Origin of the sequence: Flavobacterium pygoscelis, from assembly GCF_023162025.1 — a bacterium.
Classification (GTDB): Bacteria; Bacteroidota; Bacteroidia; order Flavobacteriales; family Flavobacteriaceae; genus Flavobacterium; species Flavobacterium pygoscelis.
Genome location: NZ_JALNUB010000003.1, coordinates 348,399 through 364,192 on the forward strand (window position 1 = coordinate 348,399; position 15,794 = coordinate 364,192).

13 protein-coding genes are annotated in these 15,794 nt (G+C 33.2%); 1 reads left to right on the top strand and 12 read right to left on the bottom strand.

The genetic code is table 11. The features are described 5' to 3' along the window. Window positions 1-56 precede the first annotated feature (56 nt). Window positions 57-3,083 carry a SusC/RagA family TonB-linked outer membrane protein gene (locus MW871_RS06045; protein WP_248427946.1) on the bottom strand — a complete coding sequence of 1,009 codons (3,027 nt, stop codon included), beginning with the start codon at window positions 3,081-3,083 and terminating at the stop codon, window positions 57-59. Window positions 3,084-4,440: 1,357 nt separating this feature from the next. Here MW871_RS06045 and MW871_RS06050 point away from each other — a divergent pair. Continuing rightward, window positions 4,441-4,668 (top strand): helix-turn-helix domain-containing protein, encoded by a 228-nt coding sequence (locus MW871_RS06050; RefSeq protein ID WP_248427947.1) that lies wholly within the window; start codon window positions 4,441-4,443, stop codon window positions 4,666-4,668. 621 nt (window positions 4,669-5,289) lie between these two features. Here MW871_RS06050 and rfbC read toward each other — a convergent pair. The 11 genes from rfbC to MW871_RS06105 form a co-directional block, all read right to left on the bottom strand. Next, the gene (rfbC, locus tag MW871_RS06055; RefSeq protein ID WP_248427948.1) at window positions 5,290-5,838 is read right to left on the bottom strand and encodes a dTDP-4-dehydrorhamnose 3,5-epimerase; all 549 of its coding nucleotides are present in this window, start codon (window positions 5,836-5,838) and stop codon (window positions 5,290-5,292) included. Between the two features lie 1,195 nt (window positions 5,839-7,033). Beyond that, a complete protein-coding gene (locus MW871_RS06060) occupies window positions 7,034-7,939 on the bottom strand; it encodes an NAD-dependent epimerase/dehydratase family protein (RefSeq protein ID WP_248427949.1) in 906 nt (301 codons plus the stop codon). After that, window positions 7,936-8,748 (bottom strand): glycosyltransferase, encoded by an 813-nt coding sequence (locus MW871_RS06065; protein WP_248427950.1) that lies wholly within the window; start codon window positions 8,746-8,748, stop codon window positions 7,936-7,938. The genes MW871_RS06060 and MW871_RS06065 overlap by 4 nt, the downstream gene beginning before the upstream one ends. Window positions 8,749-8,763: 15 nt before the next feature. Next, a complete protein-coding gene (locus MW871_RS06070) occupies window positions 8,764-9,354 on the bottom strand; it encodes an LbetaH domain-containing protein (protein ID WP_248427951.1) in 591 nt (196 codons plus the stop codon). A 66-nt stretch (window positions 9,355-9,420) separates the two neighbouring features. Further along, complete coding sequence (locus MW871_RS06075; RefSeq protein ID WP_248427952.1) at window positions 9,421-10,473, bottom strand: glycosyltransferase family 4 protein; 1,053 nt, start codon at window positions 10,471-10,473, stop codon at window positions 9,421-9,423. A 5-nt stretch (window positions 10,474-10,478) separates the two neighbouring features. Beyond that, window positions 10,479-11,390: a glycosyltransferase family 2 protein gene (locus MW871_RS06080; RefSeq protein WP_248427953.1), complete on the bottom strand. Its 912-nt coding sequence runs from the start codon at window positions 11,388-11,390 to the stop codon at window positions 10,479-10,481. Then, window positions 11,380-12,327 carry an NAD-dependent epimerase/dehydratase family protein gene (locus MW871_RS06085; protein ID WP_282454597.1) on the bottom strand — a complete coding sequence of 316 codons (948 nt, stop codon included), beginning with the start codon at window positions 12,325-12,327 and terminating at the stop codon, window positions 11,380-11,382. The genes MW871_RS06080 and MW871_RS06085 overlap by 11 nt, the downstream gene beginning before the upstream one ends. Beyond that, window positions 12,321-12,764 (bottom strand): dTDP-4-dehydrorhamnose 3,5-epimerase, encoded by a 444-nt coding sequence (locus MW871_RS06090; protein WP_248427955.1) that lies wholly within the window; start codon window positions 12,762-12,764, stop codon window positions 12,321-12,323. Before MW871_RS06090 ends, MW871_RS06085 begins: the two co-directional genes overlap by 7 nt. Further along, window positions 12,752-13,867 carry a CDP-glucose 4,6-dehydratase gene (rfbG, locus tag MW871_RS06095; protein ID WP_248427956.1) on the bottom strand — a complete coding sequence of 372 codons (1,116 nt, stop codon included), beginning with the start codon at window positions 13,865-13,867 and terminating at the stop codon, window positions 12,752-12,754. The genes MW871_RS06090 and rfbG overlap by 13 nt, the downstream gene beginning before the upstream one ends. After that, window positions 13,852-14,649, bottom strand: a complete 798-nt coding sequence (rfbF, locus tag MW871_RS06100; protein WP_248427957.1) for a glucose-1-phosphate cytidylyltransferase — start codon at window positions 14,647-14,649, stop codon at window positions 13,852-13,854. The genes rfbG and rfbF overlap by 16 nt, the downstream gene beginning before the upstream one ends. Window positions 14,650-14,903: 254 nt before the next feature. Beyond that, window positions 14,904-15,776 carry a hypothetical protein gene (locus MW871_RS06105; protein WP_248427958.1) on the bottom strand — a complete coding sequence of 291 codons (873 nt, stop codon included), beginning with the start codon at window positions 15,774-15,776 and terminating at the stop codon, window positions 14,904-14,906. Window positions 15,777-15,794: the final 18 nt, after the last annotated feature.

Genomic DNA, 15,794 nt, shown 5'->3' on the forward strand with positions numbered 1-15,794 from the left:
TTTCTCTATTGTTTCTAATTTTTAAACATGCCAATTTTATAGTATTTGTCTATTTGTTAAAATCCAACTTGTATCCCGAGGGTAAACTGACGTAATGGCGGCAGGTAATAGATGGACTTTGTTTCGGGATCTACTCCACTGTATTTTGTTAATGTGAATAGGTTTTGCCCTTGTAGGTAAACCTTAGCTGAAAATCCTTTTGACCATGCCGAAGGAATCGAATACGTGAGACTTGCACTTTTTAGTCTTACATACGAGGCATTAGTATTAAGCGCATCACTTTGTGTATAATAGTTTTGTGCGGTAAAAACGGTACCATTGGCTCCGCTTGTGTATTGCTGTACCGTATCCAAATTATTAGTAAGTGGAAAATGATTTAAAACGGCCGTTGGCTGATTTGAAAAAGTACCCGCAACAGGAAAGTACAAAAGCTCATTTGCGGCTTCTTGTTTTACAAATTGTAATAAGAAATCCAAGTTCCAATTTTTATAGCTAAGGTTATTGCCTAATCCTCCATAAAATTTAGGGCTTGTGTCCAATATTGATTTTCTATCGGCGGAAGTAAGCTGACCGTCACCGTTAAAGTCCTTGAAATTATAAGCACCATTTACTGGATCAATTCCTGTGTAATGGTATAATTTCTGGATGCTTATTGATTCTCCAATAACAAAAGTGTTAGCATAGACCGATCCTTCCAATCCTGGAAAATTTAGTAGTTTATTTTTAGGTGCCGTAAAGTTCAGTGCTGTTGTCCATTTGAAATCCTTCATTGTCAAGTTGACCGTATGAAGTTCTATTTCGTATCCTGTATTTTGAACCGTAGCCTCAAGATTTGCTTGAACAGATGAAAAACCGGTTGTTCCCGATAATGGTATTCCTATAAGCTGGTTTGAAGAACGGTTTTGAAACCAAGCCGTACTTAGAAAAATTCTATCCTTAAAAAATCCAAGTTCCAATGCTGCTTCCATTTTTTTATTTGTTTCCCAACCAAAATGAGGATTGAAAAGCCTTGTTGGTTGCAATCCAATACCCCCATCGTAGACATTAGATGTTACGCTATACGTATCCAAGTATTGGTAATCGCCAATTTGGTCATTGCCTGTTAGACCATAACTAGTCCGGAACTTACCAAAGCTTAAAAAGTTACTATTAATGAATGCTTCTTTGGAAAATAACCATGCTGCGCCAATGGCTCCAAAATTGGCAAAACGATTGCCTGGACCAAAACGGCTTGAACCATCACGGCGAGCTGTAAGATTCACAACGTATCGGTCTTTATAATTCAAGTTAACTCTTGTAAAGAAAGCACTGTATTTGTATTCACTCCTATCATCGTTTATCACAATCACATTGCTAGCCGCTGTGAGACTGTGAATAAGTGTGTTACTGGGGAAGCCTGCGCCATATACTGCCATAAGTTGTTGCTTCTGACTTTGAAAAGTAGTACCCACTAAAACATTAATTTCCGCCTCACCAAGTTTACCCACCCAATTTAGTTGCGGTTCTACAATCCATGAGCTACGGGAGCTATTATTATTGAAAATCTGGGAATCTAAACTTGTAGGATTGTAAATGGGATTGTACATTGTACTTGGTAAGGTCCTGTTTTCTGAAAATTTGGTATCGTTGAAACCTACACTTGTTTTGAATTCGAAGCCTGGATAGAATTTGTATACTATCATTGCATTTGCAATCAGGTTATTACTCAAGCTTAAATAAGTCCCTTCGAGATACCCTAAGGGATTTTCGAATGTGCCTTCTTCCCAATTTAGGTTTCCAGCATTGTCATATAATGCTGGTGCATTTGGCGCCAATGTATATGCCAATCGGGATAAATCCATTCCGGGAAGTGTGTTTTTGTCGGATGTATAATCTGCTGAAAAGTTCAGGTGAAACGAATCATCAGATGTCTTGTGGATCATGCTGCTATGTACAGCACCTTTACTATAATGACCATTATCCCTCGTAACTGTTGATTCGTCTCGGTATGTACCGCCCAGCATAAATTGTGTGTTTTCGGAACCTCCAGAAACTGATGTTTGAGCATTTTGAATGTATGAAGTACCACCTATGAGTTCTTTTTGCCAATTAGTGTTTCGGGTTTGGCTCCAGGTACCATTGATATCATACGCATCATCTTGGTGTTGCGTAATGCCATCGTTAGCAAAAGCTTCCTGCCGCATTGCCAAATACTGTTGTGTATTGAGTACCTTTAATTTATTCGCGATTATACCAATGGAAGTATAAGCAGACACATTAAACTTTGTTGTTCCAGCATTTCCTTTTTTAGTAGAAATAAGCACCACTCCATTTGCACCTCGAGAACCATAAATTGCTGTTGCGTCTGCGTCCTTTAATACTTCAATACTTTCGATATCGGATGGGTTTATGCTGTTTAAGGGACTTGATTCTTTTGGCAACACGCCACTTGACACCTCTCCATTTCCTAAAGATTGTGAAGGATATGGCATTCCATCTATAATATATAAGGGTGTATTCCCTTCTGTTCGTAAACTACTTATTCCTCTAATTTGTATATCAAAACCTCCACCAGGTGTTCCTGTAGACTGAACGATATTGACCCCAGCCATTCTACCTTGCATAGTAGCCAGTACATTAGTTACGGGTTGGGTCGCGATATCCTTAGCTGTCATGCGGACAATACTACCAGTTCGTTCTTTTTCTTTGACGGAATAATATCCTGCATTAATTTTAACTTCTTGAAGAGCTGTAGCGTCTTCCTTGAGTTGGACATTTACTATTTTTTGTGAATCAACCTCAATTTCGACAGTTTTGAACCCCATAAAAGAAAAGATTAGTGTTGCATTGGGATTTGCAGTAATTGCATATTGCCCATTGTAGTCGGAAATTGTGGTGGTAGACGTTCCTTTTATATTAATCGTTACGCCAGGCAGCGGTCCTAACCGATCCGTTATTGTCCCACTAATTTTTTGGTGTTGTTGTTGGAATGTAGTTTCCTGAAGGTTGTTGTGGGCTTTTGCTGTAGCGGAGAAGAGATGGCTTCCTACTATAAAGGAATATACCATTGGCCTTATCCGCTTGGTTAATGAAAACTTTTTCATAATTTTGGTTATTGGTTTGATAAAATGTGAGTTTTGTTTTACTATGGTTCTCTATACTAGTTTGCAGACGGGTTAGAGAACCTTTTTTGTGATTAGCCACAAAGGCGCTAAGACACGAGGGTTTTAGTTATTTAGTCATAGGCGATTTGTGTTATGTGGTTACTTTAATGTGATATGCCACGAAGGCGCTAAGGCACGAAGGTTTTTTTACCCGTTTTCTGTTGTGTGTTTAAAACAATGTGATATGCCACGAAGGCGCTAAGGCACAAAGGTTTTTGTTATCCGTTTTCTGTTATGGGTTAAGAAGTGTGTGATTAGCCACGAAGGCGCTAAGGCACGAAGGTTTTTGTTATCCGTTTACTGTTATGGGTTAAGAAGTGTGTGTTTTTCTTCGAAGGCGCTAAGGCACGAAGGTCTTTGTTATCCGTTTTCTGTTATCGGCTATGGGTAACAACAATCTCTATAGCCACGAAGGCGCTAAGGCACTAAGGTTTTTGATATCCGTTTACATTTCTATTAAGCTGCGCGACTTACTACTAAATTTAAATTAATAAGGCGTTGCGTTCAGAAAACCTTTGCGGTGCAGCTTTTTTTTTAGTAGTTTTAATTGTTTTTTTCTTAATAAGCTATTTTTTTTAGTTTTTATTATTTCAATTATTTTTTGGTTGTACTGAGAGATTTATTTAATTATAACATAATGGCTAAAATGCCAAGGATTTCCATAGTGTTTTATGCTGATTATGACCAAAAAGCTAGGCCTTACTTTCTTGCCACAGATTGCGCTGATTGGAAAGGATTACCTGTATTTATTGCATAGGCAGATGGATTTAGCATTTATTAAAGGAAAGTACACCGCCATTGCCAGTTGCAGCCCGACGCAGGCGTTGCCTTTCCAAACTAATTCAATAAATTGATTTGTAGCGAGACTTTTAATAATAAGAAGAAGATTTGCTAAGAATAGAAGCGAGTGACTTTTGCGCATAAAAAATGGCATGGAACTCAGCTTATTGCATCAGAGGCATTGGCATACCTTAACCACAAATAAGTGAGCCCACGCCATGGGACGTGAGCATCTTTCTTATCATCTCGTGGTTATAAAACGCCAATTTTCTGATACGAGATTCAAAGCGAATGCTTCAAATATTTTTATATGAAGAAACGCAAATATATAAATTCAAAAACAAATATAAAACAAATATTTGAATTGCGCATTATCGTACGCAAAAAAATCCTAAATATTATATTCTTTTGTTAAATGACCAATGATAGTACACATAATAGCAAATATGAAAATAAGGAATCTGTAAAGATATTTCTTGTAGATAAGTATGTTTGTAATTATATATATGAGAAGTGGATGAGTCCTAATGTTTCTAATAGGTCTTTCGGAAAGTCTCATGGTATTCATGAAAGTATTGTTAGAAAAATAAAAGAAGAAGACGGTTATAGAATACCAGTATCTACACTTACCACTATTTGCTTTTATAAAGGTATCAAACTCTCCGATTTTTTTAAATTAATAGAAGAAGAATATAATCAGATAAATGATGATTTTGTGCTAAAAACAAAAAAAGATGCTCAGTAGCATCTTTTTTGTTTTAGTCCTATGGGATGAGTTGTCAATTCGGGAGTAAGAGTTGTCAAAAACGGAGTATGTCTCTTCTAATAAAAGGAAAAGTAATTAACCATTCTATCTTTGAGAGATGGAATGGTATGAGATAATAGGGCTAGTCGTTATATGGATTGTTGGTGTTCATATTAGAGGGATATTTTATGAACTTATGAGAACCAGGCATCTTAATGAAAGCTGGAGAGGTAGGAATAAATGAAAGATACTTGTGGCAATGGTTGTTTTGTAGTTAATACGGATGAGTGGTAAAAAACGGTTTTCGATACATTTTTTGTTCCATTATGATACAAGAAAATACTTGAACTGAATGCAGGGAGTTCAGGTGTTTTTATAAAGTATTAGTAACCACCCCACCCGCTGCCGCGGGCACCCCTCCAATGGAGGGGAATTTAGGACAAGTTGAGGTAGGTTATAGGACTAAATTTTAATTTCAGCATTATTCTTTATAGAATTCCTAACCTATGCAAAATGATTTAAAAACAAAAAACCCTGATGCGTAATTACGCATCAGGGTTTTAAAATTTATATATTCTATTATTAAGAGTTCTCTATTTTTTATAATTAGCTAAAACACGATTAGAACTCCCAATCAATTTCATTAAAGCCAGGTAAGATTAAATCTTTCTCTGAAACAATTACTTCTTCAGGATTCACTTTCCAATCGATAGCTAAAGTTGGATCATCAAAGCGAATTCCTCTTTCGCTCTCTTTATTGTAAAGCTGATCGACTTTATATAGTACAGATGCGGTCTCGCTCAAAACTGAAAAACCGTGGGCAAAACCATGTGGTACCATCAATTGTTTTTTATTCTCACCACTCAAAACTACGCTAAAATATTGTCCATAAGTAGAAGAGTTTTTACGTAAATCTACGGCTACGTCTAGAATTTCTCCTTGTAACACTCGAACTAATTTTGCTTGTGCAAAAGGATTTATTTGCAAATGCAAACCACGAATCACTCCTCGTTTTGAAAAGGATTGATTGTCTTGAATGAAATTATACATGATTCCATTCTCATGAAACTTGACTTGGTTGTATGCTTCAAAGAAAAAACCCCGTTCGTCGTTGAATATGGTTGGAGTGACTATAATTAGGTCTTGTATGGGTGTTTTTTCTATTGTCATTATTATTTTTTATAATTTTTAGGTTTATTTTTTCTTTTAAGATTAAAACATCAACATAGAAAAATATTGTAATTCAAAACGTTTTATTTTTCGAAAAAATCTTTAAAACTTTCAACGAGATGCGATTGGAATAAAAAGTATACAAACATCGGAAAAAGAAAAAGACTAACTCGATCTAATAATAGAATTAATTTTTGATTTTTAATTTTATCAAATGGAAATAGTAATAATGCAAAAAGCAAGTAGGGTGAAAAACGATTTGCTACAACGGGATTAATAAAAAATGATACACTATAAAAAAGAAAGGTTGTTACCAAGATCGGATGGAGCATTTTACTCTTATAAAATATAAAACCAAAACCAACCAAAAAACATACGCAGATAAAAAAAAGTATGTGCATTAACCCAATGGTAGGTATTCCTTTTGAATAAATTTCAATTTTTGATAAAATGGACTTAAACGCTCTGATTTTAAAGAACAAAGTCTCTGAAAATAAATAAACCAACAAAACAACGATAGTTATTACAAAAAGCATCTTAAAATAATACTTCAATTTATGAAAATAAGTAACTAAAATTAAACTAGAACTGATGTGCATAAAGGGAGTCAATAAAACCCAGTTGAATTTTTGAGTTCTGAAGGTATAATAAAAATATAGTGCAAATAGTAGGTAAGCAGGTCCATTTCTAAGTAAGACAAAGCTAAGCAAAAAATAATGCAACACAAACAAAATCATTTTTTTCCAGGTTTGTACATCAGTACGAAAAAGCAACCAAACGAAGAAAAATGTACTAATTATAAAGTTAAACCAATACATCGCTAGAAAAACTTCTACTTTATCTGCTAAAATAAAATTGAAAAACGCATAAATGGTATAAAGATAGGGCTCATTTAATAAATAGGAAAGAAAGTTTGTTGGCTTGTGAAAAATTTTAAAATCATAATACAAAAAATAATCATTGTTCAATCGAACATCTATTATTTTGCGTAGTAAAAAAGAAAAAACAATAAATAATGCAACAAAAAAGATTTTATACTGTTTACAATTGTAATTGAAGCAAGCATAATAATAGGATAAAAACGCAATTAACAATGTAAGGATTAGCACGATCATTAAATAAATTCCGTTTTAATTTTAAATAAAACTCCCAATCATTTTTTATGAATTTTTTAATTCTAAACACAAGTATTTTTTTAATACTCTTGCTTATTTTTAAAAGATTCGAAAGTTATTAATAAACCGTCTTTTGATTTGACAGGCAGATTCTTACCCATAACAGTAGAAATTTTGGTGTTAGCAACAACATAACTCTCTGTTAACTTTTTTAGCCGTTCCGTATCAAGCGGAAAATGTAAAATGTCTCCAAGTTTGGCAACTGCTCGTATAAAGCAAACAGGTATTGCTAGAATTCTGCTTTTCTTACCCAAGCTCTGCCCAAGTAATTGTATGATTTGATTTGTCGATAATGCTTCATCATCAGCCAAATTATAAATTCCAGAAGCAATATCATTTCGCTGTAACAACTCTTTAATCACAAAACACAAATTTTCAATACTCAAAAAAGAACGCTCGTTTTTAAAATCTCCTAACGGCCAAGGCAAACCTTTGGAAACTAATTGATATAATAAATTTAAATTACCTTTATTTCCTGGCCCATGTATCATACAAGGTCTAAGAATGTAAACTCTTTTAGCTTCAGGCAAATCTTTAGACAGCATATAAGCCTCCGCTTGTTGCTTTGCAATACCATAATGGGTTTTAGGATTAGGAATGCTATCTTCTGTTAAGGCTCCATTTACCTCATCTGCCACAGCTTTTACTGTACTCATGAATATAAATACGGATGCTTTTGATTTTAAAAAAGCATTAAAAAGTTGCTTTGTTAATTCAAAATTAGCTTCATAATAGGCTGATGGATCAGACACTTTCTTTAAATCATGTGCTTTTCCTGCCAGATGTATTACTACATCTCCTTCCAGACTTAATTCTTGATTAGGAGTATATCGAACCGATATAGGGCTGATCTCTAAATCACTTTCTAGATATTTGTGAAGGTTTACGCCAACAAAACCTGTGGCTCCAGTTATAGTAATTTTCATTTCTTAAATTGAGCTAACGCTTTTTTATTTACTTTAACACGATTAGAATCAAAAAACCAGCCCCATTTGTTAAAATAAGTAATTGCAGAATTAATAAAAATTTTAAATAATTTCGAACTTTTATTGGCTCCAGACTCATAACCATGATAAACGGAAACTCTTGGAAAATAAATAGTTTTATATTTTGCATGCATTCTTCTGGATAAATCCCAGTCCTCAAAATACATAAAAAATATATCATCATACATCCCAACTTCTTTAATGGCATCCAAGTTAAGTAGCGTGAAACAGCCGGAAAGAATTGGCGCATTATAGATTACATCATCAGGAACTGTTCTCAATTCGTATCTATTTATAAATGTATCGTAAACTTTTTTAGGTCTTTTTAATTTTCGCATGAAAATGCTATACGGTGAGGGTAGCAATTTAGGCAAATTTTGGACTGTTCCATTTTCGTTTACTATTTTTGGCATCATCATACCTACGTCTTTATTCAGAGACATATAATTAACCATAGGAGTGATCACATCCTCTTCAAAATAAGCATCTGGATTCACAACAAAATGATATTTTGAACCTGCTTCTATAGCTCTTGTAATTGCAATATTATGAGCTGCTCCAAATCCTGGATTACTTGGATTGTGGATGTAGTGAATTTTACTTCCTACAACTATATTTTTCAAAACGTCAGTAGGTGAATTGTCAATAAGATAAATTGTAATAGCACTTTCGATAATAATATCATTTAGCGTCTTTTTTAAATCAGTCTCAGTTGTTTTATATAAAACTACACTTATAGATATGTCCATTTGAATATTTAAAATTTAAGGTATTGCAATCCATTTATTTACCGCAAAATCGAATTTTTTAATCACTTTAGCGGGAGCTCCAACAGCAATACAATAATCCGGAATATCTTTAGTAACCACGGAGGATGCTCCTATTATGCAACCTAATCCAATTGTTACACCAGCCATAACACAAACTCCCTCTCCTATCCATACGTTATCCTTAATTAAAATAGGATTAGTTGAAAGTTTACGACTGTTAGGTGTACTTAATGGACTATCTTGAACTACACCATTATAAGCACCATGATTTATGTCCGAAATAAAAACTTTGCTTGCAATTAAAACATTATTACCTATAGATACTTGCTCACCTGCTGATATATGAACATAATCGTTAAGCTCTACATCATTACCAAAAAGAAGAACTTGCTTTTGCTGTGTTTGAGGATATGCCTCAAGACGACAACCAAAACCAGTTGTAAAATCTTTCCCTATTTTAATGTGTTTTCTGTTTCTAATATCAAAAGGAACTCTAATTAATCGAGCATTAGGATAAAAAATTTTAGTATAAATTAATGAAATAAAAAGCCGTAATAAACCCAAAAAACCATATCTCTTTATCATTTTACAGCTTTTAAAATTAACATCATTTTATATCTTCCTATTTTCTTAAACACAATACTCATCATACTACAGGTCAAGTAATTCATTATAAAGAGATAAATAATTTTTTGCCATATTTTCAACAGTATAATTTTGAGAGACTTTATTAAAAATATTCAACGAAAAAAAATCTCTATTTTCATAAAGAAGAGTAATCGATTTTTCTAAGGACTTTATATTATTTAATTCAAAAAAAACCACTTCACTTTCATCAAAAAGTTCTTTAAATATTGGTAGATCAGAACATACAACAGGTAGTTTAAACTTCCCTGCTTCGAGTAGTCCTAGCGGAAAACCCTCTGAAAAAGATGTCATTGCAAATATATCAAAGTATGGAAGATAAAGATATCCGTTTTTCCTATAGCCTAAAAAAAGGCACCGATCTATGACACCAAGCTCTGAAGCCAAAGTAATAAGATTTTCTTTTTCCTCCCCATCCCCTATAAAAATTAAAGCATAATCCTTTAGATTAGGGAGAGCTTTAATTAGTTGCGAAAATCCTTTTATCTTATTTAATCTTGCCGAAACACCAATGATTTTAAAGTCTGCCCTTAGTACTTTTATTTTTTTATCATCTTCGTTATTAAATTTTACATTAAGAAGATCTTCACTTAATCTTCTGCCGTTGTAAATAACACGCATTTTCTTCTCATCCAAGTTCACAGAAAATTCACTCTTCATGTTTTCAGACAAAACGACAATTGCATCCTGATGCCGAAGCGCTAATAACCAAATCTTGCCTACACAAAATGCGGTGACTAAATTAAAAATACTCCTAAACGCTTTAACATAGTTATGTATCGTAGAAATACATTTAGCATTTTTAATCTTTCTTCTATGCTTCCAAATATATAAATCCGGTTTTAATGTATGTGTATGAATTATATCATATTTATCAAAATCAAAAGGTTCAAAAAAAGACACTTTATAGCAATTACATTGGAATCCAACTTCATTCTCTCCATCAAAATAATAAATATCGATCAGGCTCACTTTGTCATGAATTTGTTCTATAAGATCTTTAGCTACAAGGACAGGTGCCTCACTAACTAATTTTGGTAAAATAACTGCTATATTCATCAGAGTTATTTAATTATTTTTAGGAAGAATGCAGTTCCAATTAGGAACCTTATAAAAGCCTTTTTCTTTAAAGTTGCTGTACCCTTATAAAAAACTGATACAAGTAACCTATTTGCTTTATTAAACTTTTTACATTTTATAGCTATACAGGCTATGTGATAATTAAGCACAGCTCTAATTTTTTCTTTTTTTCTAATGTCAGGTTCAGATTCTATATATGAGCCATACAACGCTTTATATCTATTAATTTGTCTATCATCATGATAAGTAAAATTGTCGTTACCAACTGCATAATAACCTAAAACTACAGGCACATAGATAAATCGAGCATTCAGTTTCGCAAGCTTTAGCCAAAAATCAAAATCTTCAAGTCCGCTAATATCTTTTGCTTCTTTAAACCCGTTGGTTTTTTTTAGCAACTCTCTTCTTATACATGTAGAAGAAGTAGGAATGGAGTTTACGTTGGTTACAAAATCGTAGTAGGTATCTTCGAGAGACAATGCCCTGCTAATCATAATCTTGTAGGGGTCATTATTTTTAATAATGTTAAGATCATGATATAAAAAATCGAAGTTGTTTAAATCAAGATCTGCAATATATTCGAGCCTGTTATCTGTGTACCAGTCATCCGAATCCAAAAAACAGACCCAATCGCCAAGAGCTTCTTTTAAACCTAAATTCCTTGGATAGGCAGGTCCTCCAGAATTTTCGATAATATGTATATAATTCAGATTCAACTTATCAGCATACCCCATAACGACATCTTTGGTGTTGTCAGACGAACCATTATCACATACAATTACTTCAAAATTCTTATAAGTTTGCGACACTAATGAATCTAAGCACCTTGCCAAATCTGACGTGCGATTGTAGGTTGGTATTACAATCGAAAAAAGAGGAATTATATTATTTTTCATTTCGTTCTAAATTATCAAAAAGTTCATTGAGACCATCATCAAGTGACCATTCTAGATTAAAACCTGTTGACCTAATTAAAGTATTATCAATTTTATAATTTGTTGCTTTTGTAGAATTATCTTCCCGAGCCTTTATTGGTAATACAACTCCATATCTAGATAAGAAAACTTGTTTTATTTTTTCAGCAATTTCAATAATTGAAAGCGTTATCCCTGAACTTAAATTATAGGTAGTGTTATCATCAGAAGCCTCTATAATAGCCTGAACTCCTCTACACACATCCCAACCATGTATAAAATCCCGCAGAGGAGAACCGTCAGATTGCAAAACAATCTCTTTTCTCAGATAAGCCATTCGGCATAAATCATTAACCACCAACCACCAACAATTATTTTCCTCAAAGATTGGTGCCCCATAACTATTGGATAATCTCACAATACGACAATCTACATCGGTCGTTTTGTTATAGTACTCACAAATAACCTCGCCTAGTTGGTGCGTTAATCCATATGGGTTTTGCGGATTCAACTTTTTACTTTCCGTTATAACTTCACCGTTCAACATTCCATAGACTTGAGCAGTTGAGAAATAAATAAACTTTCCTAAGCCGCTTTTTGAAAATAAATCCAATAAGGTCCAAACGGGTGTAACATTCACTGAACTAACAAATAAAGGATTGCCATTCGATTGATTATGATCTAATGATACCAAATGAACTACTACATCATATTTGTAACTAGCCACTTCATTCATAAAATGCTGATCCGTAACATCTCCGACCAAGACCTTATCCATTTGTGAAACCCAATTCTCATTTGGAGGGATTTTCGAATGACACAGAGCTGTTACTGCGTAGCCTGCGTTCGCCAAATGTAAACATAGCCTTGCTCCAATATAACCACTACCACCAGTAACAAGAACTTTTTTCTTTACCATAAATAAGGTATATCAGTCAAGTTTTCTTTACGTTCTATTTCATTGGGATCATGCTCTAAATTAGCTAGGTTTAGTAGTAAATTATAATTTGCTCCGACACCAGCAAAGGCAACCCAAACTCCAGGAGGAATGGTTATTCTTTGGTAATTATTTTCTCCTAAGGACACGTCAAAAAAGCTATTTTTTGTCTCACTATTTTCCCTATCATCAAAAATAACAAAACGGATATCACCTAAAGGAACCACAAAATTCAATGTCATTTCTAAATGTTTTTTCCACGGTTTTGTGTCTTCAAAATGAATGGTAGAAAAATATGCCTCTCCAAAACCAGCATAACCCTCATCTGATTTTTTTATTCCATGAAATACATCCCCTTTAGGGTGATGTATTCTTTTTAACGGAGTTAATAAAACGCCCTCTATAGTTATTTTGTCCATGATATATTTCCAGTAGTCGCTATATTTTCATACCCTTCAATTTGAGATTTTGTGTATGCAAACATATCCCCTTTATTTTTATAAAACTCATAATACCAATCACTTGTATACTCAATTAAAGTAGTGTAATCGAGTGTTGGTTTCCATTGAAAATGGAATAACGCCTTATCACAATTCAATTTCAACAAACCAGCTTCATAGAATTTGATATCTCCAGTAACCTGATAAGCATCTTTTGAATTTTCAAAATGCCAACGAACACTCATCTCTTCTAGTATTTCCTGAACAGTATGATTGTATTCAGGTTTTGGTCCAAAATTAAAACTTTCTCCATTTAAAGAATGATCATTATACAAACGTTCTCCTAACTGTAAATACCCACTAAGTGGTTCTAAAACGTGTTGCCAAGGTCTTGTTGCTTTTGGGCTTCTAATTTCAACCACTTTACCTACACTCCAAGAACGCATGCAATCAGGAATAATTCTATCTAGAGCCCAGTCTCCTCCTCCAATAACATTTCCTGCTCTAGCAGACGCGACTTGAACGTTTCCTCCTTCTTTTTTGAAGAAAGAATGAAAATAGGATTTAAAAATAAGCTCAGCAGCTCCTTTACTTCCACTATAAATATCTTTTCCTCCGACAGCATCAGTTTCTTTATAACCAAAAATCCATTCTACATTATCATAACACTTATCACTAGTAATTATAATTGCTGTACAAGGTTTATCATATTTACGCAAAACCTCTAAAACATTTGTAGTTCCCATTACATTTGTCGAAATCGTATCAACTGGTTCGGTATATGATAAAGATACAATGGGTTGCGCTGCTAAGTGAAATACAAAATGAGGCTCAATATCATTAATTATAGTACTGATTGTCTTTAAATCTCTAATATCTGCAAAAAAATGCGTCATTTTACCTTCCAATCCTAACTCTATAAAAATAGAAGGATTTGTAGGGATTTCGTTTGAAATGCCATAGACATCAGCTCCTAATGAAAGTAACCAAGTGCACAACCAAGATCCTTTAAACCCTGTATTACCAGTAACTAAAACTTTCTTACCTCTGTAAACATCTCCAAAAACTACTTTTTCTTCCATTTTACCCACGGTGCTTGATTATTATTATACAGTTCATTTAATAAAGAATACTCTCTTGAAGTATCCATAGGTTGCCAAAAGCCATCATGTTCAAAGACTTTTAATTCTCCTAATTCAACTAATTTTTTCATTGGTTCTTGTTCTAAGACCAAATCTTCCGCATCGCTAAGGATATCTAAAAACTCCCGATTACACACAAAATACCCACCATTTATACGTCCCCCACTTGCTTGTGGTTTTTCGTTAAAACCTGTAATAGTCGATCCATCCTCAGCTATTCCTAATTCTCCAAAACGACCAGGAGGTCTCACTCCTGTAAGAGTAACCATTTTCCCGTGTGATTTGTGAAAAGCGACCAAAGCTTCTATATCGATATCTCCAACACCATCGCCATAAGTAAGCATAAACATAGGGTCGTCACTAATATATTTTTTAATTCTTCTAACACGTGCGCCAGTCATTGCTTTAATTCCAGTTTCGGCTAGCGTTATTTGCCAACCATCTTCATCATGATTCGTTTCTGAAACTATCTGCTCTGATTTTTTTCCTAATTTTATAGTAACATCAGCACTTCTAAGTTCATAATTGATAAAGAAATCTTTTATCACTTCGCTTTTATACCCCATACACAATATAAAATCTTGATGTCCGTAGTGAGCGTAGGTTTTCATTATATGCCATATAATTGGTTTTCCACCAATTGGAATCATCGGTTTAGGGATGTCATCTGCTACATCTCGAATTCGAGTTCCATAACCCCCGCACAATATTACTGTTTTCATAGTATAATTTTTTTTCTAACTAGATTTTATTTTTTTTAAGTATGTTTTATTTTCTGAAATAATTTTTTCCATTATGTATAAATTTTAATTCAAATGAATTATACAAAAAGAAAGATATAATATTGTTAATAATGGAATCATAATTAGTAAACCCGTTTTCATGTTTAAAGAATTTAAAATATAATTAATTACAGAAAAAAGTGTCTGTTTTTTTTTAATTCTCAGAAAATCGCATTAATAACATTTTTAAAAAACTAAAAATTGATATTATCATCACGTTCAGATATCCATCTACAGACCAAAATATTTACAATAAACAATGGTGTAAACAAAACAACCACACTATTTAACCATAATAAATTGGCAATCATATAATACTTAGATTTACAACTTCCATAAATCACAAATATAAGTACAAATATTGTCGAAATTAAACCATTTTCAACTAATGATTTTACGATGGGATTGGATTCACCTCTATCACTATTTTTAGTAATATACCCAGGCCCTCTACCCAAAACAAATTGTGCAGGAGAAGCTGTAAGCAAAAAAAGAGTAGAAGTATCTAACCTATTTGTTCTATCTTCTGATGAAGAAGGACCAATAATTTCTAACAATTTATCTTGATCAACAACTGTTACTATTCCAACTATTCCAATCAAAAATATTAGTCCATAACAAATATTTGCTATTTTCCCACTTAAACCAACAAGTGCTAAAATTTTAAAAACAAGTATAGAACCAAAAACAAGTACAAAAACTACCCAGGTCATAGTTGAAAAAGAACTTAAAGCTCCTAATAAAACTATTATTTGAGAAATAATCAAATAGCCTTTATTTTTAATCCCTTTTGAGAGTAAAAAAAAATTAGTAGAAAGAAACCAACCTTGATAACTGGGCTCAAATAAAAAGCCGCATACTCTACCTATAACACCTGACTCAAAAACTTTTGGATTGATATAGCCTAAGAAATAATTATGAAATAAATGATACACATCCAATCCCTCCCCTACAGGTTGCAATGTATAAGGGAGCAGTTCTAAATTAAAAGCTAAAAATGAAACTGTGGATAAAAATGCAAGAATTAAAACTAGAAGAAAATAAAAATTTATTAATAAGCTTTTCAAACTTCCGTTTCTTTTAAC